Here is a 23237-nt window from a genome sequence, read left to right on the forward strand (position 1 = left end):
GAGGCACTCTACCACCGCGGGCCGGGCGGCGGGGGAGGATCCCTGCCGCCCGGCCCGCGGCCGGTGCACGTCCGGCGTGCGTCGCCGCGCTATTCGACGAGCTTGCCCGCGGTGTCGACCGCCCGGATCAGGGCGTCGATCTCGGCCGGGATCGGCGGGATCTCCTCGCGCACGACGCCGGTGGACGGGGACCAGACGAGGTTGACCTGGAGCGCAGGATCCATCGCGGGGTAGTCGCTGCGGTTGTGGCAGCCGCGGGTCTCGCGGCGCTCGAGGGCCGCGTCGACGGTCGCTCGCGCGGCGAGCGCGGAGGAGCGCAGGTCGAAGGCGTGCGCCAGGTCCTGGAACCCGGCGATGTCGGGGTGGATCCCGATCCTCGTCATCCGCTCCTCGATCGCGTCGAGCTCGGCGAGACCCGCGCGCAGGCCCTCCTCGTCGCGGACCACGCCCGCATGCGCGGTCATGGTGTCGCGGATCGCGCGCTGCAGGGCGCGCACGTTCTCCGGGCCGTCGGCGGCGAGCAGGTCGTCGATCTCGGCCCTGGCCCGGCGCACCGCGTCCGTGGAGCGGTGCTGCGCGTCGAGCCCGTAGGCGTGCGCGACCGCGGCGCGACCGGTGATCCGGCCGAACACGAGCAGTTCGATGAGCGAGTTGCCGCCCAGGCGGTTCGCGCCGTGCAGGCCGGACGAGGCCTCGCCGATCGCGTACAGCCCGTCCACGTCGGTGCGGTGGTCCTCCGGACGCACCCATACTCCGCCCATCGAGTAGTGCGCGGTCGGCGCGATCTCGATCGGATCCTTCGTGATGTCGAGCATCTGCAGCTCGAGCATCGTTTGATAGACGCGGGGAAGCCGGGTCATGATCGTCTCGCGGGGCAGGTGCGAGACGTCGAGCCAGACGCCGCCGTTCGGAGTCCCGCGCCCCTCCGCGATCTCGGTGTACGCCGCCAGTGCCACGCGGTCGCGGGTGGACAGCTCCATCCGCTCCGGGTCGTACTTCTGCATGAACCGCTCGCCGAGCGCGTTGCGCAGGATCCCGCCCTCTCCGCGTGCGGCCTCGGACACGAGTGTGCCCGCCTCGCTCTCCGGCTCGATGATGCCGGAGGGGTGGAACTGCACGAGCTCGGGATCGCGGATCCGCCCGCCGGCCTCGACGGCGAGGCGGAAGGAGTCTCCGGTGTTCTCGTCGCGGCGGGAGGATGTGCGCCGCCAGATGCGGTTGTGGCCGCCCGCCGCCAGGATCACCGCGTCGGCGTGGATGAGGTATCGCGTGCCGTCGACGAGGTCGAAGCCGTACGCGCCGAAGATCCGCGGGAGGGTGCCGCCGTCCGGGCCGGGGACGTCGTCGACCAGCAGGCGGGTGATGTAGACGGTGTCGAGGATCGGGATCTCGAGCTGCTTGGCGCGGTCGACGAGGGCGCGCTGGATCTCCAGGCCCGTGTAGTCGCCGGCGAACGCGGTGCGGCGGAACGTGTGCGCACCGAAGAAGCGCTGCGAGATGCGTCCGTCGTCCTCGCGGGCGAAACCCATGCCGTAGCGCTCCAGGTCGCGGATGCCCTCCTCCGCGCCACGCGTGACGATCTCGACCGTGCGCGGATCGGCGAGGAAGTAGCTCTCCTTGATGGTGTCGGCGGCGTGCTGCTGCCAGCTGTCCTGCGGATCCATCGTGCCGAGGGCGGCGTTGATGCCGCCGGCGGCGAGGGAGGTGTGCGCGTCGTGGCGCGGGCGCTTGCCGACGGCCAGCACGTCGACGCCCTGCTCTGCGACCTCGATGGCTGCGCGCAGGCCTGATCCGCCGGTGCCGATCACGAGCACGGTCGTGGAGACGAGGCGCTCGCGGGTGGTGTTCTCAGTCATGGGTTCCACGCTAGGAATCCACCGGTGATTACTCCAATGCATAATTCGGCTGGAGTGAATGCGTCTAGGCTATGGCCATGAACCTCGAGCAGCTCCGCGGATTCGTCGAGATCGCCCGGCTGGGCAACTTCACCCGTGCCGCCGAGGAGCTGCATCTCGCGCAGCCTTCCCTGAGCCGGCAGATCTCGACGCTGGAGAGGGAACTCGGATCCGAGCTGTTCCACCGTGCGCGCGGGCACATCTCGCTCACCGCGGCCGGCGAGGTGCTGCTGCCGTATGCGCGCCGGATGCTCGCGGATGCAGGTTCGGTGCGGCGGGAGATGGCCGAGATCGCGGGGCTGCGTCGCGGACGCGTGCGTCTCGGCGCCCCGCCGTCGCTGTGCGCGAGCATCGTGCCGGAGGTCGTCGGCGCGTTCCGCGCCGTGCATCCCGGGATCGAGCTGGAGATCACCGAGCGCGGCTCGCGGGGGCTCGTCGCAGCGCTCGCCGAAGGGGCGCTGGATCTCGCGCTGCTCGCGTCCTCGGATGCGGCGGCGGCCTCGCCCGTGAGCCTCAGCCGCACCCCGCTGCTGGAGGAGGACCTCGTGGTGATCTCCTCGGCCGCCCAGTCGCCCGTGAGCCACGGCCGGGCCATCGCGCTCGCGGCCGTGGCGGATCTGCCGCTCATCGCGTTCCCGCGCAGCTACGAGCTGCGCGCGGCGACGGACGCGGCCTTCGCCGCAGCGGGACTCGACGCGGAGGTCGTCGTGGAAGGTCCGGAGATGGACACCGTGCTGCGCTTCGTGGAGCGCGGGGTGGGCGTCGCCGTCGTCCCCGCCATGGTCGCGCTCGATCGCCCGGGGCTGCGCGCTGTGCCGCTGGCCTCGCCGAAGCTCACCCGCACCGTGAGCCTGGCGCACCGGGCCGACATGGCGCCGACCAGGGCCGCTGCCGCGCTCCGCGACACGATCATCGCCACCGCCGACGCCCTCGTCGACTCCGGCGACTTCGTCGCGAAGGCGGTGTGACCCCGCCCGCTTCCGGGCCCTCCCACTTCCGCGTCGTCCCCGCCAGCGGCGCCTCTGGCGTGCGCTGGCGGGGACGACTCGAAGGGGGGGAGGGCTCGCGGAGGGGTGTCAGCGACGGGCGCGCAGGGTGAGCGGCGCGGCGATCGCGCCCGCGGCGGCGACCGCGGCGGCCCCCGCGAACGCTGCCGAGAATCCGGCCGCGTCGCCGTTCGCGGCGCCGACGGAGCTCGACACCGCAGCCAGCACCGCGAGGCCCAGGGCCGACCCGACCTGGTAGCTCGTGTTGACGAGGCCCGAGGCGACACCCGACTCCGCAACAGGCGCGCTCGCGATCGCCGTGCTGAGCGAGGGCACGAAGGCGAACGCCATGCCGGCCGCCGCGACGAGAGAGGCCGGCAGTACGTCGACGAGGTACGAGCCGCCGGGGCGGGCGAAGGACAGCCACAGCGCACCCGCGGCGAGCAGCGCGAACCCGATGGTCACCATGGGCAGCGTCCCCCAGCGTGCGGCGAGGCGCGGGGCGACGACGGTCATCCCGATCACGATGAGCGCGGTCATCGGGATCAGCGCGGCGCCGGCGGCGAAGGCGGAGGCGCCCAGCACGTTCTGCAGGTGCAGATTCAGGAAGAACCACATCGGGATCCAGGCGCCGCCGAGCAGCAGCTGGGCGAGGTTGGCGCCGCCGAGCAGCGGAGTACGCAGCAGCCCGGGGCGCAGCAGCGGCTCGGCCGCGCGGAGCTGGCGGATCGCGAACGCGACCAGGAGGGCGACGCCCACGGCGAGCGGAGCGATCGTGGCGGCGTCGGCCCAGCCGGCTTCCGGCGCCCGGACGATCGAGAAGACGGTGAGGGCGAGGCCGGCCGTGCCGGTCACGGCGCCGATGACGTCGATGCGGCCGGTGCTGCGCGGCGAGGGTCCGAATGCGCGCGGGGTCAGCAGGAGGATCGCGAGCGCGATCGGCACCGTGACGTAGAAGACCCACGGCCAGCCGAGGTATTCCGTCAGCACGCCCCCGAGGAAGACGCCCGCGGTACCGCCGATGGGCGCCGCCGCCCCGTAGACCGCGAACGCGCGGGGGAGCTGCGGGGTGCCGCCGAAGGTCGTCATGAGCAGTGTGAGCGCCGCGGGCGCGATGAGCGCGGCGCCGGCGCCCTGCACGGCCCTCGCGGTGATCTCGATCGCGGGATTCGCCGCCAGTCCTGCGGCCACGGATCCGGCGAGGAGGAGCACCCATCCGGTCGAGAACATCCGGCGCGCGCCGAAGAGATCCGCGAGACGCCCGCCGAGCAGCAGCAGGCCGCCGAAGGCGATCACGTAGGCGTTGAAGATCCAGGAGAGCGCGTCGGGGGAGAAGTCGAGGTCGCGACGCATGTCCGGCAGCGCGACTCCGATGATCGACGTGTCCATGATCACGACGAACTGCGCCGCTGCGATGAGTGACAGGGCGAGGCCGCGTGGCGCGGTGCGTGCGCGGGCGACGGAGGGGGTGGTGGTGGACACGGGGCGACCTTTCGACGGGACGCCCGGTCGGGCGTCGTGAAAGGAGCCAACGGCAATACCCCCCCTGGGGTATTCCATCTTCGAGTCGTCCCCGTCAGCGGAGCCTCTGGCGTGCGCTGGCGGGGACGACTCGAAAGTGGGTCAGTGACCGCAGGTGCAGGTATCGCCGCCGCCGCAGCAGCCGGATCCTGCGGTGGATCCGGATCCGGATCCGGATCCGGTTACGGCGTGCGCCTGGGACGATTCCGGCACGTCCATGCCCGGGTTCTGGTCGAGGAAGCCGTAGGGGCGGAACGCGAAGCCCGCGGTGTCGACGGGCATGATCGGCCAGTCCTCCGGGCGCGGGAAGTGCGTGAGCCCGAACGTGTGCCAGAGCACGAGGTCGGCGCCGTCGGGGCCGTCCAGGGGCGCATCGCCCGCCGCGTATTCGGGCAGCCCTGCACCGCCCTGGTGCGCGTTCGGGTAGCGCCCGGCGGGCCACAGCTCGCCCTCGCGGTGCGCGGTGGCCCAGAGGTGCTTGGTCGCGAACGCCGCGCGCGCCGCGACGGAGGACGCCGGATCCGCCATGAGCAGCGCGGTCGGCTGCGGCACGAGCTGATACGCGGTCGCGCGGCCCACGGCGTTCGTGTGCGAGGCGCTCTGCACCTCCCAGACCCGGGCGACCGAGGTATCCGCCTCGCGCTGCGCGGCGGACTCGGATCCGAGTGCGGTCTCGGTCCAGCTGAACGCGTTGCCGAACGGGTTCTCCGGTCCCATCGGGACGCGCGCGGCGTCGACCTCGACGAGGCGGTTGTCGGATCCGTCGACCGCGACGTCGAGCCGTGCGCAGAACAGGTGCTGGTGCACGGGCGCGAACACGCCGGGGGCGAGCTCCGTGGCGTGGCGCTGCGGCACGCCCGGCTCGCCGGCGCCCACGAACACGATGCCCGTGGCCTTCGCGATGACCTCGATCGTGCCGTCCAGGCCGAAGTTCCAGTAGAACCCGTAGTCGTAGTTGCCGATCGTGGAGAAGTACGAGACGACGAAGCGGCGGGCGCGGCGCACGTCCGAGCGGCCCTCGAGGTTCGTGTGCTTCCAGAGGATCCCGGTGTCCTCCTCGTGCATGCAGATCACGTTCGGGATCCGCACCGGATGGCCCTGGTCGTCGGCGACGTAGCCGTCGAGATAGCGGATGACGCCCAGGCAGTCGCATCCCAGCTCGAGGTGGTTCGCGTTCTTGCCGAGCAGGTACTCGCCGGCGTCGAAGTAGCTGATCCAGAAGCGTCCCGGCGCGGTGTCGCCGTAGGGGACGACCATCTCGGGCACGCTCGCGCGGTGGAGCACGGGGCGCCCGTCGAACGTCACGTCGTGCAGCACGAGGCCCTCGCGCGCGTTGAAGCTCACCCGCATCGACCAGTTCTCCCACTCCACGAGGGATCCGGTCACGGAGAAGCTGGGGCCCTCGGGCTGGACGATCTCGATGGGCTTGAGGGAGGTGCGCGCCTCGCCCTGCACCTCGGGGTAGTAGTTGCCGTGGCCGGCGGGCACCGGGACGTCGCCGACGTCCTCGACGCGGATCACGCTGTTCGATGTGAGGTCGATGTGCACGATGAGGCCCTCGACCGGGTGCGCCCAGGGGGAGTCGAGCTCGTCGTAGCGGAGGAACGTGAGGGAGCGGATCACGCGTCGCCCCACCTCGTCGGCGCGGCCGGTGTAGCCAGGGGCGAGCGGCCCGCAGAAGGCGAGGTCGATGTGCTCGGCGAGTCCGCGGCGCTCCATCGCGGCGCGCCATTCGGGGGAGGCCTTGGCGATCGCCTCGGCGCGCTCGTACTCCTCGAACAGATACTGCGGCTGGCCGTAGGGCGGGGCGTCGGTCGGCACGCGCTCGGCGCGCAGCACCTCGCCACGGGTGATCGAGACCACGACCTCGGTGGCGACGCCTGTCGCGGTGTCGAGAAGGGTGGCGTCGATGCGGCGGTCGATCGGGGCACCCGGGGCCCAGGAAGCGAGCTCGGCCCGCGTCGGCTCGTCCGGGAGCAGCATCGGCACGCGCACGGTCTCACCGAGCAGGCCCGCCGAGGCGAGGATCGCCCGAGCGGCCGCGATCTCGGGCCCGGTGAGCGGATCCAGCGGATGCGGCGTCGGGATGGCGTCGAGCGTGATCGGCTGCGGGGTGTGGTGGGGCATCGTCGACCTTTGCGGTTTAGTTGAGCGAACGCTCAAGAAACGGGTTGGGTCGATGATATGCCGCACGGGGCGCGGGCGCAATGGGTGCTTTCGCGAGCGCTGTTCTGTGCGGGCCGACGCGGGCGGTCAGGCCCGCCAGGGGTCCAGGATCGCGGAGAAGACCCGCAGGTGCGCGGCGGGATCGGCGGGCTCGGCGACCTCGACGATCTGCTGCCCGTAGGTGATCGCGCGCAGGAGCGCCAGGATGTCGTCGAGGGGGGTGCCCGGGCGCAGCTCGCCGTCGGCGAGGGCCTCTTCGAGCGCCTCGGAGGTCTCCGTGCGCCAGAGCGGGATCGTCGGCGCCGATGCGTCCGCGGTGGGGGTGATCGAGGCGAGCCTGCCCCAGAAGCCCACCACGATGTGCGCCTCGGTGCGGGTCGTGGCGTCCACGGGAAGGACCTCGCTCATGATCGCCTCGAGTCGGGTGAGCCCGCGCAGGCCCTCGGTCGCGGCGCGGATCCGGTCCTCCGTGCGGCGGGTGACCTCGGCCGCCGCGGCGCGGATCACGTCGTCGAAGCCGTCGAAGTAGTGCCAGAGGGATCCGACGGCGACGCCCAGCTCGCGCGCTACGGCACGGGAGCTGACGCCGTCGTGACCGTCTCGCGCGGCGACGGCGAGGAGCGCGGCGGCGATGTCGCGCCGGCGCGCGTCGTGATCGACGACTCTGGGCATGCGTCCATCCTGGCGCAGACCCGGGTCGTTCGCCGCGGATCCGATGCCTCCCCGGGGTATTGTTTTTGAGCGAGTGATCAAGAACACTGTTCGCATGCTCCATGCGGCGGTGTTGCTGCTGATGGTCGGATCCGCGATCACGGCCGCTCTCTGCTGCCTCATCGCCGGCGGCGTCCTGCCGCGCGCGGTGCCGTGGCAGGCGCGGCAGAGCGCGGTCGTGATGGCGCTCGGGATGGTCGCCCTGTGCGCGGGCGACGGCGACGCCCGGATCCTGCTGCTGGTCGCGGTCGCCGGGATCGCCTCGGCGATGCTCGGCGTGGTGGGTACGCGCGGTCGCGCGCACGCCGACGCCTGCTTCCACCGGGCGCTCGGCTGCGTGGTCATGGCGGTGTGCGCCCTGGCCCTGCTCGGCGCACGCTCCGGAATGGCCGCGCCGGCGCCCGCCGGGTCGAGCCATGCGGGGCACGGCGCGCTCGTGCCGATGTCGCTCGCGGCGGCGGCCGGCGTCGTCGCACTGCTGGGACTGATGCTCGTCGCGCGCGTGCGGCACCGCGCCGATCCCGCGCGAGCGGACGCGGCCGGGGCCGCGGTGCTGCGCGGCGGGGCGCTGAGTGGACGGATCCTGCTCGAGGCGGAGGGCGTCGCGATGGTGGTCTCGCTGATCGTCATGGCCGCGATGGTGCTGCTGCCCTGAGCGCGCGGCGCGCGCCGAGCCGGCTTTTCCAGATCGTTCGGATCCCGTACATTTTGGTGCATGACCTTCTCCGGCACGGCCGCGATCGACCTCGGCAAGTCGCTGTGCCGCGCCCGCCTCGTGATCGACGGCGCGCCCGTGCGCCGCGAAGGCGGGGGAGCTCCCGGACTCGCGGCCCGCGACGGCGTCGCCCTCGCCCTGGACTCGATCGTGCCGCTGCTCGCCGACGCCCGCCCGGAGCGGATCGGGGTGGGGGCCGCCGGCGCGATGTACGCCACGGTCGAGGCCGCAGCCCTCGCCCGTGCGCTCGCGGACGCGACGCAGGCGCCCGCGGCCGTCACGTCCGACGTGGTCACGGCGCACGCCGGCGCCCTGGACGGCGCGGCCGGCGTGCTGCTCATCGCGGGGACCGGCGCCGTCGCGCTCGGCGTCGGCGCCAACGCGCACCGCAGCGTGGACGGCTGGGGGCCGGATCTCGGCGACCTCGGCAGCGGATCCTGGATCGGCCGCGAGGGCGTGCGCGCCGTGCTTCGCGCCAGGGACGGTCTCGGTCCCGCGACCGTGCTCACCGACGTGCTCGCGCTGCTCATCGGCGACGACGAATCGCCCATCACCTGGGTCGGCGGCGCTGCCGCGCCCGCGCGCCTGCTCGCGACCTTCGCGCCCGCCGTCCTCGACGGCGCCGACCAGGGCGACGCGGTCGCCGCCGCGATCCGCGACCGTGCGGCCGACCTCCTCGGCGACACGGCGCTCGCGGCATCCGGAGGTTCCTCCGTGGTCGCGCTGCACGGCGGCCTCACTTCGCACGACGGGTTCCGCGCCGCGGTCTCGTCCGCGCTCGAGACCAGGGGACTGGAAGCAGTGCCCGCCCGCGGCGATGCGCTGGACGGCGCCGCCATGATCGCCGAGGGCCGCGCCCCTCTCCACGAAAGGTTCGTGCACCGTGCCGAATGAGACCGCGTCGAGTGAGACCCCGACGGACGACGCCCGCCTGGCGGCACTGATCGGAGAGCTGTCGCACCTCTCGACCGAGCAGGCCGACACCTCGCGCGGCGACCTCGACCTGCTGCCGACGCTCGATCTGGTGCGGGCGATGAACGCCGAGGACCGTCGCGTCCCGGAGGCCATCGAGGCGCAGGCCGAGCGGATCGCCCAGGCCGTGGACGGCATCACGGAGCGGTTCCGCCGCGGCGGACGGCTGATCTACATCGGCGCGGGAACGGCCGGCCGGGTCGGAGTGCTGGACGCCTCCGAGTGCCCGCCGACGTTCGGCACGGATCCCGGGATGGTGGTCGGACTCATCGCCGGCGGCGAGGTCGCGATCCGGGACGCCGTGGAGAACGCGGAGGACGACGACCGCGCGGCCGCCCTGTCCCTGCACAGCCTCGGGCTGGACGAGAACGACACCGTGGTCGGGATCTCCGCGTCGGGGCGCACCCCCTACGTGCTCGGCGGACTCGCCTACGCGCGCGAGGTGGGTGCCTTAACCGTCGCGATCGCGGCCAACGCCGGATCCGCGATCGGCGCCGCCGCCGACGTGCCGATCGAGGTCGTCGTGGGTCCGGAGTTCGTGACCGGATCCACCCGGCTCAAGGCGGGCACGGCGCAGAAGCTCGTCGTGAACATGCTTTCGACGCTGTCGATGATCCGTCTCGGCAAGACCTACCGCGGGGTCATGGTCGACTTGCAGGCCACGAACGAGAAGCTGCGGGCCCGTTCGGTGCGCACGCTCATCCAGCTCAGCGGCGCGGCGCAGGACGACGCTGTGCGCGCGCTCACGGAGGCGGGCGGATCCGTCAAGCTCGCCCTGCTCATCCTCTTCTCCGGCGCCTCCGCGGAGATCGCCACCGCCGCGCTCGCCGAGGCGGACGGGATCCTCCGGGACGCGATCGCCGCCCTGGGCTGAGCGGACGGGGCGGTCTCTTCCGTGGGACCCCATCGGCGCGACAGCTGCCGGACGTCGTGGAACGGATCTCAGCGCGCGACACCAGATTCACAGTTCCTGCAGCAGGCTGGTCTGCTCGACTTGACGGAAGTACCCGCAGAAGGCCTGATCCTCCGGTGAATCCGAGCGTTGGGTGCTGTCCCGCCGTGTGAGTGAGCCTCCTCGGTGGGTTGGTGCTCGCTGCACACTCGTCCCTGTCGGTCCGTCACACCGCGGGCTGGGGTCCGAGTGTGACGGCTTGTGCCGTCCTGAAGAGCAGGGAGTTGGGCATGAGCGTTTCGCGCCGGCGGGTACTGAGAGCATCGGCGTGGTCGGTGCCCGTGGTGGCTGCTGCCATTGCCGTGCCGATGGTGGCAGCGAGCGGGGTGAAGCTGTCGCTCGCGGGCATTCCCTCGACGGTGGTGGTCGGCGTGCCGATCGTCACCGGCAGCGTGATGGCGGCGGGGAACAGCGGTTTCGCGGTGTCCGTGACGCTTCCCTCGGGTTTCGCGTGGACGGACGGAAGTCCCAGCGGTGCGCGCACGATCGGTTCGGGGGAAGGGACCTTCGCGGTGCCCCCCTTCCAGGCGACCACGGAAAGCAGCGGCGCGACACTCGTCGCGAAGACCGCAAGCGAGACCGCGTCCGCGCAGATCGTTGCGGTCGGGACGTACTCGATGGCTGCGCTCGGCGGGGTCGATGTGATCGACGCCGCAGGTTCTGAGTTCCGTGCGGATTTCACGATCGTCGTTCCCAAGGGAGTTCGCCCCACCGGCCTCTTCTGCAACTACACGCCGACGGCGTCGGTGGCGACGACGGCACTCACGAAGATGGGCAACGACGGCTCCGCGGCCGTGCAGACGTCCGTCGACCAGGCGTACGGGATCGTCGCCGTGCAATCGCTGGATGGTGGCTACGAGCGACTGTACGTGTCGGCTCGGGGTGACGCCGACATCCCCAACCTCGCCTCCGCGTCGTATGCGTGGCAGATCAGAGCGAGCTGGCCGGCGCATGCCGACACGACGCTGTCGCTGCCCGTACTGCAGCAGTACTTCGGTGATCCCGACGGTCGCCCTGCGGCGGTCAACGCGTGGGACTACACGACGACGTCGCTCCCCGGATACATCGGTCCCAACGCGCAGACGGGCTGGGGCAACGTCGTGACCGCGCAGTCCAGCGTGAATCCGAACGTGTTCCTCATCGACGCCTACGCGTCCGGTCGCACCCCCGAGACGGGGAACGACCTGACGACCACCGTCCTGTACCAGTTCGTCCACGAGGACGGCACGCCGGCGGCGATCACCGCGACGCCGCGATCTGTGACGATCCCGAACCACACCTCGGGGGTGAGCGGGGTCTACCTCGGAGTCGCAGATTCCGGGCTCGGCGCCGTGGTCTTCGACAGGCCCGGATACTGGAAGCTGCTGATCTGGCCGCAGTCCTCGAACTCGCGCCCCACGAGTACGGCGACCCCGGACGGCGTGGCCTGGGACCCCTCGACCGACCCCGGCGCGCAGGTCGGGTCCGTGTTCTGGAAGATCCCGACCGCAGCCTGATGGCAGGGCACGACCGCGGCCCCGACGGTGCGAGGGGGCGTGCTGCGGGGCCGCGGTCGGGCCGGCCGAATCGGATCATTGCCCCGGATGCGCGGGGCCGATCATGCGTGCAGGATGGGGAGCGAGAGACCGGGGGCAGGATGATCGGCAAGGACGGCGAGGAGGATCCGAGCGGCGCACCACGCCGGAGCCTGTGGAACGCGGGCGGGCCGGCCCACGTCAACCCGGATGCCCCTCCTGTCTTGCCGCCTCCCCGACTGGGCGTGCGCGCCCTGCACTACGCCGGAGCGCAAGGGCTCTCCCTCGCGCGGCTCTTGACTGCTGTCGACGTCGACGACCCCGCCGAGTTCGACATCCGCGTCACCTCCTTCGGGGATCCAGGATTCGAACTGCACCGGTTCACGACCTCCCCCATGCGCATCCGGCTGCCGCAGATGTTCACCCGGGCGGGCACCATCACTCTGGCCATGACCGAGAGCGGGCGCGGGAGCTACCGAGTGGACGGCGGCACCGCCCGCCCCCTCGGACGCTCGGCCGTCGTGCTCGACCCGACGCGTACGATGACCGCGATGATCGCCGCCCCGTCGACGTTCCTCATCGTCAACCTGCGGCGCGAGGAGCTGCTACTCGATCCGCGGGCGCAGCTCACCTCCTCCGAGGCGCCGCTGACGGCGCATCTCACGGCGACCCGCTCGTATCTCGCGTCGATCCTCGACGCGGCGCCGGTCGGGCTCGATGCCTCCTCCGCCGTCGTCCGCGGTGCAGTGGTGCATCTGCTCCGCGACCTCGTGCACTACGCCTACGCGAATCGGCCCATCGACGCCGTGTTGCCGGCGGTCCGCGCCGCGATCGTGAAAGGTGCCCCGGATCCCCGCTTCCACCCGGAGTCGGTGGCCGCCACGCTCGCGCTGTCGCTGCGAACGCTGCAGAGACGCATCTCGGCGGAAACGGGCACGACCCTGCGCGAGCTCATTCTGCGAGAGCGGGCGGGACTTGCCAAGAGGCTCCTGATGGACCGGGCACGTGCCGACATGGGGCTGTCCGAGATCGCAGAGGCGAGCGGGTTCGGATCGGCGATGACGCTCCGCCGGGCGATCAAGCAGTGCTACGACACCACGCCGGATCGGCTGCGGCGCACCTGAACATCGGCCTCACGCACCACGAGGCGGGGCCGCCGGCCGGACGGCGAACCAGGCGATCAGTGCGGCGGCCAGGGCTGCCGCGGCCATCGTGACGCCCATCGTCACGGCGGTCGCGCCGCCGACGCCGACGGCGAGGGGCGAAAGCAGCGGGCCCACCAGGAACGTCGACATGCCCAGGAGGGCGGACGCCGTGCCGGCGCGGGCGCCGTGGTGCGCGAGTGCGAGCGCCGACGAGTTCGGGCCGCCCAGCCCCGCGCACAGCATGAACCCGACGAGCGCGCCGGCGACGCCCCAGACCCCCGCGCCGAGCAGCGCGAGCGCGGCGAGTGCGGCGGTCGCGATCACCGTCGCCGTGACGCCCAGGAGGTAGACGCGCAGCGGGCCCGCGCGGCGCACGACCAGCCGGCTCGCCTGGCTGCCGGCGATGTGGGCGAGCGCACCGAGGGCGAAGGCGAGGCTGAACCCCTGCGGATCCAGCCCGAACTCGTCCTGCAGCACGAACGACGACAGCGACAGGTACGTGAAGAACGCCACGCCGCCGCCGGCTCCCGCGCACAGCACCGCGACGAAGAGGCGATCCCGCAGGACGGCACCGGCGTGGGCGCCCAGCGCGCGGACGCCGCCCGCGTGCCGGTCGGCCGGATCCAGCGTCTCCGGCAGGGCGAGGAGCACGACCAGCACCAGTGCGACGCCGATGCCCGCCAGCACACCGAAGATCCCGCGCCAGTCCATGATCCGCGCGAGCTGACCGCCGACGACAGGGGCGATCACGGGAGCGGCGCCGGAGACGAGGAACAGCAGCGACAGCATGCGGCTGAGCTCCGCACCTGAGAACTGGTCCCGGGCGACGGCGAGGCAGATCACGATGCCGGCGGACCCGGCGAGACCCTGCAGGAAGCGGGCGACCAGCAGCACCTCGATCCCGGGGGCGAGAGCGCACACCAGCGACAGCACCGCGAAGGCGGAGACGCCGGCGAGGAGCGGCCGACGCCGGCCGAAGCGGTCGCTGAGAGGTCCCGCGGCGAGCTGGCCGAGTCCGAGGCCCACCATGCACGCCGACATCGTGGTCTGCGCGAGCGCGTCGCTCGTGCCGAGCGCGGTCGCGAGCTGAGGCAGCTGCGGCAGGTACAGATCCATCGACAGCGGACCGAACGCCTCCAACAGCCCGAGCACGAGCATCGCGCGCAGCGTGCCCATGCGCGGGCGGGTGCGCACCCCGCTCATCCGCCGAGACGCAGCACGCGGCGCAGCCAGCTCTCGCGGGCCGCGTTCGCGGCCACGGACACCACGGCGTCGGGGGAGAAGCCGTGGAACCCGTGATAGCCGCCGCCCCAGACGTGCAGTTCGGCCTGGCCGCCGGTGGCCCAGATGCGGGATGCGAACTCGACGGCCTCGTCCCGGAACGTCTCCGCGGCACCCACTTCGATGTACGCCGGGGGAAGCCCGGAGAGGTCGGTCGCCCGCGCCGGCGCCGTATAGGGGGAGACGAGGTCGGTGAATCGGTCGGCGCCCGCGATAGCGGTCCAGGCGGTGTCGTTGTTGTTGCGATCCCATGCCCCGATTCCGTCGTACTGGCGGGCCGACACGGTCTCGTTGCGGTCGTCGAGCATGGGGCAGCCGAGCAGCTGGCCGGCCAGGCGCGGGCCGTTCCGGTCGCGCGCCAGCAGCGCCACGGCCGCGGAGAGACCGCCTCCGGCGCTTTGCCCCGAAGCGAGGATCCGTGCCCGGTCGATGCCGAGCTCGTCGGCATGCGCGGCCATCCAGAGGAGCGTGGCATAGCAGTCCTCCGCCTGCGCGGGGCCGGGGTGCTCCGGGGCGAGGCGGTACTCCACGGCCACCCCGACGACCCCGTGCCGCTCGGCGAGGTCGATAAGCTCCGGCGTGCCGAAGAAGCGCGTGCCGAGCACCATGCCGCCGCCGTGGATGGACAGCACGGCAGGAGCCGGATCCGCCGTGCGGAGGGCGGGGCGCACGATCGTGACCTCGACGTCCGGGGCGCCGGCGGCACCGGGGATGACCCGGTCCTCCCAGCTCACCGCCCTGCCTTCGGCCTGCGCCGCCATCGGGGGAATGATCGTCGCGAAGTGGGCGCGGTTCTGCAGGATCGTGTCGGCGCGCAGCGGGATGACCTCGACGAGATCGAGGAACGCGGCGAGGCCGTCGACGAGCTCGGGGTCATAGGGTACGGGGACCGGGGATCCGGCGGCGGTCTCGGTCGTCATCGGGCGTCCCAGATCCGGCGCAGCCAGCTTGCCCGCGCGGCGAGCGCCGCCCGGGAGATCTCGGCCTCCGGCATGTACATGTCGAAGCCGTGCGCTCCGCCGCCCCAGATGTGCAGTTCGGCCTGTCCGCCCGTGGCCCAGATCCGCAGCGCGTACTGGGTGTCCTCGTCGCGGAACATCTCCGCCTCGCCGACCTCGATGTACGCGGGGGCGAGGTCCGAGACATCGGCCGCGTGCGTCGGCGCGGCGTAGCCGGAGGCCTCGGGGCTGAACGCGAGCTCGTCGCCGAGCAGGCACGACCAGGCGAGCAGGTTCGCCTCGCGCTGCCAGGTGCCGATCCCGTCGTACTGCAGGCTCGACACGGTCGTGTTCGTGTTGTCGAGCATGGGGCACAGCAGCAGCTGCCCCGCGGGGACAGGGCCGCGCCGGTCGCGGGCGAGCAGGGCGACGCCGGCCGCGAGGCAGCCGCCCGCACTTCCGCCGCCGACGATGATCCTGTCGGGATCCACGCCGAGCTCGGCGGCGTGCGCGTGCAGCCAGAGCAGGGCGGCGTAGCAGTCCTCGAGTCCCGCGGGGGAGGGATGCTCCGGCGCGAGCCGGTACTCGACGTTGACCGCGACCACGCTGTGCTCGGCCACGATGTCGACCACGCGGCCGGTCTCCCAGCTGCGGTGCCCGACGATCTGCCCGCCGCCGTGGATGTTCAGGAAGGCGGGCAGGACGGCTCCGAGGGATCCGCGCGGTCGGAACACCGTCACCTCGATCCCTGGCGCGCCTGTGGGACCCGGGATCACACGGTCCTCCCACTCGATCGCGCGCCCGGCGATCACGGCGTCGTTGCCGGGGAACATCATGTCGGTGCCCTCGCGCGGGAGCGTCTCCCGGGTGAGGGCGGGCTGGGGGTTCTGCGCGATCGCGTCGAGGACGATCTGCACCTCGGGGTCGAACGGGACGGGTACGACGGTCGGGTGGCCTGCGGCGATGACGGTCATGCGGTGGTGCCTTTCTGGTGAGTTTCTGCGACCGAGCGGGCTTCAGGGGCCTTCGGGGTCCACGACGTCGCGGTCGGCCCAGAACGGCGCGACCAGCTCGCGGAGCTCGGGGGCGCCGATCCGGTCGACGAGCGCGGCCGCGTCGAGGTTCGCGCGCAGCTGCGCGATGCTCGACGCGCCGAAGAGGGTTGTGACGAGGGCGGGATGCGTGAGCGTGAACGCGATCCCGAGCTGTGCCGGCGTGACCTCGAGCGATTCCGCGAGCGCGGTGAACGCGGGCACGTCGTCGATGATGCGCTGCCGGATGTCACCCGGATCCCGACCGATCTGCCGATCGCCGTTCACCTTCCCGGCGAGCACGCCGCCCTCCAGGCAGTCCGAGGCCTGCAGCGTCAGGCCCTGCTGCCAGAGGCTCGCGAAGGGTGCGCCGTCGGGGATGGACCGGCGCGAGACGCTGTACTTCAGCTGCGCGATCTGCGGGCCGGGGACGCCCTCGGCGGCGGCGACGTCGATCAGGGTCTGGATCGAGGTCGCGGACCAGTTGTTCACGCCCCAGGCTCGGATGAGCCCGGCCTCGGCGAGGGCGGCGAGATCGAGCACGAGGTCGCGCAGCTCCAGGTCGTCCCGGCGCAGATCGCCGAGGATCACCAGATCCGCGTGCTCGACGCCGACGCGGAACAGCGCGTTCTCGAGCTGCGGGCGGAAGCCGTCTGCGCCGAACGCCTCGAGCCAGAGCTTCGACGACAGCAGCCACTCGTCCCGCCGCAGGCCCGCGGCGCGCACCATCGCGCTGAAGATGACGTCGGTGAACGCCGGGGGCATGCCGGGGCCGGTGTACACGCCGACGTCGAACAGGTTCACGCCCCGGTCGACGGCCTCGCGGAGCATGGCAGTGGCGTCGCCGAAGTCCATGCGGTCGTAGGTGTGCCAGGATCCGAGCGAGAACAGCGATGCGGGGATGCCGCTCGTGCCGATCTCACGCCGGGGGAGGACGGTGGTGGCTGCGCTCATGGTCGCTGTCTCCTTCACAGACGGGGATCGATGACGGCCTTGACCTCATCGAGCTGGTGCATGTGCGCGATCTTCTCCGAGGCCTGATCGAGTCCGACCGGCGCGCTGAACAGGTCATCCCACGGGAAGCGGTCGGCGAAGGCCTGGAAGAAGTCGATCGAGCGCGCGTAGTCGGCGATGTCGCCGTTGAGCGAGCCGACCATGGTCAGCTCCTTCCCCATGAGGGCGCTCACGGGGAAGGCGTCGCCGAGGGGGCCGGTGGATCCCACGATCACGACGGTGCCGCGCTGCGCGGCCATGCCGACGGCGTCCGGTCCCACGCTCGGCGCACCGGCGAAGTCGAACACGTGGTCCGCGCCGCGGCCGTCGGTGAGCTCCAGGACCTGCGCGGCTACGGGGCCGTCGCGGAAGTCGACCACCGCGTCCGCGCCGAAGCGCGCCGCGAGCTCCAGCCGGGCGGCGGGCGCTCCGACCGTGATCACGCGTCCTGCTCCCGAGATCTTCGCCACCGCGGTCGCGAAGATGCCGAGCGCGCCCGCGCCCTGCACGACCACCGTGGAGCCGGGCCGGAGGCGCCCGCCGCGCTCGAACGCGCGCAGCACGGTCTTCGCCGCGCAGCCGGCCATCGACGCCCAGGTGTCCTTGACCGCCTCCGGCAGCAGCAGCTTCGCCGCGCCCGGAGTGACATAGGCGAACTCGGACAGGCCCGCGGTCGCGTACGGCGGCACGTCGGAGCGCTGCAGGAAGCCGTAGCCGCGGCGGGAGCAGTGCACGGGCTCGCGCAGCACGACGCAGCCGTAGCACTCGCCGCAGGTCGACTCGGACCAGCCGATCCGGTCGCCGACGGTGAGCGGGCGGCCGAGGGCGTCGACGGTACCCTCGCCGAGGGCGACGATCTCGCCGACCATCTCGTGGCCGAGCACCATCGGAAGCATGCCGGGGAAGGTCATCCGTCCTTCCCAGATCTCGATGTCGGTGCCGCACAGGGTTGAGCACGAGATCCGCACGAGGGCGGCGCCTGGTGCGATCTCGGCGGGGAGCGGCAGCTCCTGGAGGGCGAGCGGAGCGCCGTGCTCGGTGAGCACGGCCGCGCGGGTGGAGGTGGGGAGGGTCATGCGGATCCTTCCGGGATCAGGGCGTTCATCTCGGGAGCAGGGGCGGTCAGACGAGAAGCTGGCCGCCGTCGACGGGGACGGAGACGCCGGTGATGTGGCTCGCGGCGGAACTGGCGAGGAAGACGACGAGCGGGGCGACCTGATCGACCTCGGCGATCGTGCCGAGCGGGATGCGCGCCTCCCAGGCGGCGCGCGCTCCGGGGTCGGTGGCGAAGCCGGCGGTGAGTGGGGTGAGGATCGGGCCGGGCGCGACGGCGTTCACGCGGATCCGGCGGCCGGCGAGCTCGATCGCGGCGGTGCGCGTCATCGCGTCGACGGCGGCCTTGGTCATTTCGTAGTGGCCCATGCCCGGCGTGGGCTGGCGCCCGCCGATCGACGAGGTGTTCACGATTGCGCCGCCGTCGGGCAGGCGCGGGGCGAACTCGCGGAGCATGAGGAACGTGCCGCGGATGTTCACGGCCACGGCGGCGTCGAAGACCTCGAGCGGAACCTGCTGCTGGGTGCCGCCGCCGAGCACGACGCCGGCGTTGTTGACGAGCACGTCGATGCTGCCGAGCGCGGCACCGGCGGCCGCGACCGCGTCGGGATCGGAGATGTCCAACGCGATCGCCGTGGCTCCGAGCTCGGCGGCCACCGAGGTCGCGGCCGCGGCGTTGACATCTCCGATGATCACCTCGTCTCCGGCGTCGCGGAAGGCGGCGGCGATGCCGCGGCCGAGCCCGGAGGCTCCTCCGGTGACGAGAATGCGGCGGGGGGAGATGGTCATCTCACGTCCTCTCTGACGGGGCATCTCCGTTATATTCTACACGCATAGAAAAACGCAACCCGGGTTCGCCGGGTTCGCGGACCGAGCCGAAGGAGCCTCATGACCGCGCTCACGCTGCCCCGCAAGACCCTCGGCGGGCTCGCCGTCCCGCCGCTCGCGCTGGGGTCCTGGAACACCTGGGACCGCATGGATCCCGACGACGCCGTGGCGATGATCCGCCGTGCCGTCGATCTCGACGCCGGGTTCTTCGACGTCGCGTACTACAACATGGGTCCGCACGCCGAGAACTCCCGGACCGACGTCCTGTTCGGTGAGGCGCTGCGGGCGAGCGGCGTCGCGCGGGGCGAGATCGTGCTGTGCGGCAAGCTCTGGCTGTGGGACTGGCCGAACCAGTCGTTCCGCGGGCAGCTGACGGAGAGTCTCGAGCGTGCCGGCCTGGATCGCTTCGACACGCTCGTGGTCGGCGACTACCAGGACGAGCCCGACGTCGCGCGCATCGTCGCCGACGTGAACGAGCTCATTGCCGAAGGGCTCGTGGGCGGCTGGGGCATCAACAACTGGCGGATCGGACAGACGCGGGCCGCCTTGGCTGCGGCGGCCGACATCGGTCTCGTCGGGCCGTCGTTCGCCCAGCTCAAGTACGGCATCGCCCGCCGGGCGATGGCCGAGGGCGCATCGTACGGTCCGCTCTTCGCAGACGGCTCGCTCGCCCTGCAGGCGTCCGACGTGTTCGAGGGCGGCATCCTCGCGACCGGACTCGCGCCGCGGCGGAAGATCGGCGCCGATGTCGGGGGCATCCGCGAGCGGATCCTCGCGCTGTATCCCGAGGTCGCCCGCATTGCCGACGGTTTCGGGGTGACGCCCGCTGCCCTCGGGATCGCGTTCTGCCTCACTCATCCGGCGGCGGTGAACGTGCTGTTCGGCGCCTCCCGGATCGCGCAGCTCGAGCAGAATCATGCAGCCCTCGCGCTCGTCGCGGAGCGCGGGGACGAAGTGCGCGAGGCGCTGGCCGGTCTACAGGTGGACGGGGAGATCAATGACGACGGGTCGTGGTGATCCGCGCTGCGGTGCGCTCATCGCCTGCCTGACCCGGCCTCCTCCGGGGTCGGTTTCAGGCGGTGGGGTGGATTCGTTTGGGTGGTGGGTCGGTGTCTCCCCATGCGTAGCGGAGGGGGAGTCTCGGGTGCAGGACGGATCGTTGTCCGTCGGGGTGGTGTAGGACGAAGTCGTGTTTGTGGTGGCGGGTGATGTGCCATCGTCCGTGGTGGAGTTGCATGTGGTGGAACCGGCAGAGCAGGATGCCGCGGTCGATGTTCGTGTGGCCGTCGTCTCGGGTCCATTCGTCGATGTGGTGGGCTTCGCAGTAGGACGCGGGCCGGTCGCACCCCGCCCACCGGCACCCACCGTCTCTGATGGCGAGCCCGACGCGTTGTTTCGGGGTGAACAGTCGTGATTCGCGTCCCACGTCGAGGGGGTTCCCACTCGCATCCACGGTGACGGGGAGGGTCCCGGTGTCGCAGATCCGTCGTTCCGCGACCGTGGCGGGCACCGTGTGCAGGCCGTCTTCGGTGACCGCGATCCGGGCGGGTGTGCCGTCGCCTGTGATCTGCTGGACGAGCCGGACCCCGGCTTGCCGGGTGCCGAACACCGCGGCAGGGTCCGCGAGCGCTCCGGCGCGGATGAGGTCGAGGAGCAGGTCGTAGGAGAGTTGGTCGTTGGTGCGTGGATCCGCGGCGAGGTCTGCGGCGGAGGCTTTCTCGGTGGGGTCGACGAATCGGGGTCCGCCGCGGCGGGGCCGCAACGCGGCGTTGAAGATCGTGTCGAGGTAGGCGCCGCCTTCGTCGTCGAACGCGATCGACGCCCGCCGGACACCGTCCGGGTCGAACCAGGTCCGGAACGCCCGCTTCTCGTACCGGGCGAGGAACCGGGCCTCGGCCCCGTCCGGGTCGAGCAGATCCCGCACCGTCCGGGCCGCAGCGGCCAGTTCTTCCACCGTCCGCCGCCCTGCCTCCTCGATCAGCTGCACGGCGGCCTCCGCCCACGCATCGCCGGTGGTGTGGTCGTACGCGGCACGGTCGGCGTCAGGGCAACCGTCTGGTGCGGTGGGCGGGTCGCCGAGTCCGCGACGGATCGCGTCGAACTGTGCCGACGTCACCGCCCCTGACCGCAGCCCTTCCCGCAGCACCTGCCTCCAGTCCCGCGTGGTGAGCGCATCCGGCGCTCCGGCCCCGGACGCCTCGGCATCAGCGCCGACATCCGCGCTTGCGCCTTCCGAGGGTGTCTCGCCGTCGCGACCGTCGTCGAGCAGTGCTTCCCCGACTCGCACCTGCCGGGCGGCTTCGCCCTTGCTCATCCCGCCCAGCTCCTGCACCAGCGACGCCGCGGACCGGTGCCCGCGCGCCTGCGCCAACCCCGTGTGTCCCGCGTCCCGTGTCGAGCGTCGTGCGATCACCCCGGCGCAGATCACCTGCACCTGCTCCACCAACCGCCCGACCTCGCCCGCCTCACGAAGCACCGCCACCGCCGCGTCATCCGCGAGCCCCTCCACAACCGCCTGCACCTCCGACGCGCCCGCACCCGCACCGATCCGCCCGGCCAGGGCCGGGATCAGCGCCGCGATCGCATCCAACGTCCTCATACCCCCATCCTCCCCGCCACCACCGACATTCGAACCCCAGATCAACCCAGATTTCCAAACGGTGCAGAACTCGTCAGAAGACCAAACTGTGGAGGACGATCGACGAGCCAGGAACCTCAGGCATGCGCGACAAGACAGGACTCACGCGCTCCACGGCAAGTCGGGAGGGCCCTGCGGTGGGCGTTGTGGGGCAGCAGGGCTTGCGCTCTTTTTCCACATCTGTAGACTAAACGCAACGACACATCGAAGTGACGTCGGTAAGGCTCCCCGGAGCGCGGCCGAAGGCTCTTCGAACCTTCTTCCCCCAACCCGCACCGAGAGAAGGAACCATGAAACGAGTGCCCCTCGCGATCGCCGCGGCCGTGGCCGTTGCCCTCGCCCTCACCAGCTGCTCCGGTGGCGCAGGCGCCACGCAGACGAGCGACGGCGCCGCCGCGAACGCCCCGGACGACCTCAGCGTCGGCAACTTCCTGGACGTCACGTCCTGGGATCCGTCCTTGGCTGACATCGGCTTCGACGGGCCGTACCTCTCCGCCGTCTACGACACCCTGGTCGCCCTTGACAAGGACGGCAAGCCCGTCCCGTCGTTCGCCACCAAGTGGACCGTGTCCGACGACGACAAGACCATCGACTTCGACCTCCGCACCGACGCGACGTTCTCGGATGGCGAGAAGGTCGATGCTGACGCCGTCGTGAAGAGTCTGGAGTACCTCAAGGCGGGCGCCCGCTCCGGCGAGGCGTACACGAACGTCTCCGCGATCACCGCGAAGGACGACCACACGGTCGAGGTCGCGCTCACCCAGCGCGACGACACGATCCTGTACCTGATGGGCCTCGGCCGCAGCTACATCATGTCGCCCACGGCGATCGCGGCCGGCACCCTCGGCAAGGATCCGATCGGATCCGGCCCGTATGTGCTGGACAGCACCAGGAGCGTCGCGGGCAGCGAGTACCACTTCACCAAGGTGAAGGATCACTGGGACGCCAAGACTTACGCGTTCTCGAACCTCGCGATCTTCCCTATCCAGGACGCCACCGCACGGCACAACGCGATGCTCAGCGGCCAGATCAACCTCGAGTACGGCGACGTCGCCAACCAGTCACAGGCCGACCAGCAGGGCTGGAACACCGCCGACCGGGTCTCCGGCTGGGCCGGCCTCGTGATCACGGACCACACCGGGGCGAAGAGCAAGCCGCTCGGCAGTGTCGAGGTGCGCCAGGCCCTGAACTACGCCTTCGACGGCGCCGCGGTCCTCAAGGCGGTCGGCAACGGCGCAGGCGTCACGACCAACCAGGTCTTCCCCGGCGGCGGCGACGTCAACGACCCGTCGCTGAACAAGACCTACGCGTACGACGTCGCCAAGGCGAAAGATCTGCTGGCCAAGGCCGGCTACGCCGACGGCTTCAGCATCTCGATGCCGATGTCGCCCGTGTTCGAGATGTGGAAGCCCTCGGCAGAGCAGGCCCTGACGGCGATCGGCGTGAAGGTCACCTGGGACAACATGCAGATGCCCGACTACCAGACGAACGCGCCGAACTACCCGATGTTCATCTCCTTCCTCGCCATGGACGGCAATGACGTCGCGACCGTGCAGCGCCAGGTCACGAGCAAGCAGTGGTTCAACCCGAACCCCGACTACGCGAGCAACACGGTCCTCGCGCCGCTCGTGACGAAGGTGCAGGAGTCCAAGGGCGCCGACCAGACCGCCGCGATCAAGGAGCTCAACAAGGCCCTGGTCGATCAGGCCTGGTGGTCCGTCTGGTACCAGGCGAAGAACACCTTCTACAGCGTCCAGGGCATCAAGGTCCAGCCGATCGTCGGCATGATGTTCCCCACGCTCCGCTACATCACCAAGGGCTGACGCCCTCCCTGACCGGTCGTCGAGCGAGGATGCCGAAAGCGCCCCCGTTCGACGACCGGTCCTCCACCGCCCGCA

General features: G+C 71.6%; 19 protein-coding genes. 8 read left to right on the top strand and 11 right to left on the bottom strand.

The window, feature by feature from the left end; all coding sequences use genetic code 11:
- Positions 1-89 precede the first annotated feature (89 nt).
- Entirely contained in the window at positions 90-1856 is a 1767-nt protein-coding gene (locus ACFC1J_RS13350) for an FAD-binding protein (RefSeq protein ID WP_375906767.1), read from the bottom strand.
- Positions 1857-1933: 77 nt separating this feature from the next.
- Here ACFC1J_RS13350 and ACFC1J_RS13355 point away from each other — a divergent pair, with 77 nt between their 5' ends.
- The gene (locus ACFC1J_RS13355; protein WP_375906770.1) at positions 1934-2863 is read left to right on the top strand and encodes a LysR family transcriptional regulator; all 930 of its coding nucleotides are present in this window, start codon (positions 1934-1936) and stop codon (positions 2861-2863) included.
- A gap of 108 nt (positions 2864-2971) precedes the next feature.
- On the opposite strand, the gene ACFC1J_RS13360 is transcribed toward ACFC1J_RS13355, so the two are convergent.
- From ACFC1J_RS13360 to ACFC1J_RS13370, 3 genes are all read right to left on the bottom strand, one after another.
- On the bottom strand, positions 2972-4363 hold the full coding sequence (locus ACFC1J_RS13360) for an MFS transporter (RefSeq protein WP_375906773.1): 1392 nt from the start codon (positions 4361-4363) through the stop codon (positions 2972-2974).
- Between the two features lie 141 nt (positions 4364-4504).
- On the bottom strand, positions 4505-6529 hold the full coding sequence (locus ACFC1J_RS13365; protein ID WP_375906776.1) for a primary-amine oxidase: 2025 nt from the start codon (positions 6527-6529) through the stop codon (positions 4505-4507).
- Positions 6530-6655: 126 nt separating this feature from the next.
- On the bottom strand, positions 6656-7240 hold the full coding sequence (locus ACFC1J_RS13370; RefSeq protein WP_375906779.1) for a TetR/AcrR family transcriptional regulator: 585 nt from the start codon (positions 7238-7240) through the stop codon (positions 6656-6658).
- A gap of 94 nt (positions 7241-7334) precedes the next feature.
- Between ACFC1J_RS13370 and ACFC1J_RS13375 the strand changes: the two genes are divergently transcribed.
- From ACFC1J_RS13375 to ACFC1J_RS13395, 5 genes are all read left to right on the top strand, one after another.
- A complete protein-coding gene (locus ACFC1J_RS13375) occupies positions 7335-7934 on the top strand; it encodes a hypothetical protein (protein ID WP_375906782.1) in 600 nt (199 codons plus the stop codon).
- 60 nt (positions 7935-7994) lie between these two features.
- Positions 7995-8888 carry an N-acetylglucosamine kinase gene (locus tag ACFC1J_RS13380; protein ID WP_375906785.1) on the top strand — a complete coding sequence of 298 codons (894 nt, stop codon included), beginning with the start codon at positions 7995-7997 and terminating at the stop codon, positions 8886-8888.
- Positions 8878-9840 carry an N-acetylmuramic acid 6-phosphate etherase gene (gene murQ, locus ACFC1J_RS13385; RefSeq protein WP_375906788.1) on the top strand — a complete coding sequence of 321 codons (963 nt, stop codon included), beginning with the start codon at positions 8878-8880 and terminating at the stop codon, positions 9838-9840. Before ACFC1J_RS13380 ends, murQ begins: the two co-directional genes overlap by 11 nt.
- 308 nt (positions 9841-10148) lie before the next feature.
- Entirely contained in the window at positions 10149-11414 is a 1266-nt protein-coding gene (locus tag ACFC1J_RS13390; protein ID WP_375906791.1) for a hypothetical protein, read from the top strand.
- Positions 11415-11656: 242 nt separating this feature from the next.
- Entirely contained in the window at positions 11657-12556 is a 900-nt protein-coding gene (locus tag ACFC1J_RS13395) for a helix-turn-helix transcriptional regulator (RefSeq protein WP_375906794.1), read from the top strand.
- Positions 12557-12565: 9 nt separating this feature from the next.
- On the opposite strand, the gene ACFC1J_RS13400 is transcribed toward ACFC1J_RS13395, so the two are convergent.
- The 6 genes from ACFC1J_RS13400 to ACFC1J_RS13425 are packed head-to-tail and all read right to left on the bottom strand — an operon-like array spanning position 12566 to position 18662.
- Positions 12566-13780 carry a multidrug effflux MFS transporter gene (locus ACFC1J_RS13400; protein WP_375906797.1) on the bottom strand — a complete coding sequence of 405 codons (1215 nt, stop codon included), beginning with the start codon at positions 13778-13780 and terminating at the stop codon, positions 12566-12568.
- Entirely contained in the window at positions 13777-14778 is a 1002-nt protein-coding gene (locus tag ACFC1J_RS13405; RefSeq protein ID WP_375906800.1) for an alpha/beta hydrolase, read from the bottom strand. Before ACFC1J_RS13405 ends, ACFC1J_RS13400 begins: the two co-directional genes overlap by 4 nt.
- The gene (locus ACFC1J_RS13410) at positions 14775-15770 is read right to left on the bottom strand and encodes an alpha/beta hydrolase (protein WP_375906803.1); all 996 of its coding nucleotides are present in this window, start codon (positions 15768-15770) and stop codon (positions 14775-14777) included. The genes ACFC1J_RS13405 and ACFC1J_RS13410 overlap by 4 nt, the downstream gene beginning before the upstream one ends.
- Before the next feature lie 42 nt (positions 15771-15812).
- Positions 15813-16781, bottom strand: a complete 969-nt coding sequence (locus tag ACFC1J_RS13415) for an aldo/keto reductase (protein ID WP_375906806.1) — start codon at positions 16779-16781, stop codon at positions 15813-15815.
- Between the two features lie 14 nt (positions 16782-16795).
- Entirely contained in the window at positions 16796-17896 is a 1101-nt protein-coding gene (locus tag ACFC1J_RS13420; protein ID WP_375906809.1) for a zinc-binding dehydrogenase, read from the bottom strand.
- A gap of 46 nt (positions 17897-17942) precedes the next feature.
- Positions 17943-18662, bottom strand: a complete 720-nt coding sequence (locus ACFC1J_RS13425; protein ID WP_375906812.1) for an SDR family NAD(P)-dependent oxidoreductase — start codon at positions 18660-18662, stop codon at positions 17943-17945.
- Positions 18663-18761: 99 nt separating this feature from the next.
- Here ACFC1J_RS13425 and ACFC1J_RS13430 point away from each other — a divergent pair, with 99 nt between their 5' ends.
- Positions 18762-19718 (top strand): aldo/keto reductase, encoded by a 957-nt coding sequence (locus ACFC1J_RS13430; RefSeq protein WP_375906815.1) that lies wholly within the window; start codon positions 18762-18764, stop codon positions 19716-19718.
- Between the two features lie 55 nt (positions 19719-19773).
- On the opposite strand, the gene ACFC1J_RS13435 is transcribed toward ACFC1J_RS13430, so the two are convergent.
- Entirely contained in the window at positions 19774-21300 is a 1527-nt protein-coding gene (locus tag ACFC1J_RS13435) for a DUF222 domain-containing protein (protein ID WP_375906818.1), read from the bottom strand.
- Positions 21301-21629: 329 nt separating this feature from the next.
- On the opposite strand from ACFC1J_RS13435, the gene ACFC1J_RS13440 reads away from it, so the two are divergent.
- Positions 21630-23162: an ABC transporter substrate-binding protein gene (locus ACFC1J_RS13440; protein ID WP_375906821.1), complete on the top strand. Its 1533-nt coding sequence runs from the start codon at positions 21630-21632 to the stop codon at positions 23160-23162.
- Positions 23163-23237: the final 75 nt, after the last annotated feature.

It is taken from the genome of Microbacterium sp. NPDC056052, assembly GCF_042266785.1.
Lineage (GTDB): Bacteria > Actinomycetota > Actinomycetes > Actinomycetales > Microbacteriaceae > Microbacterium.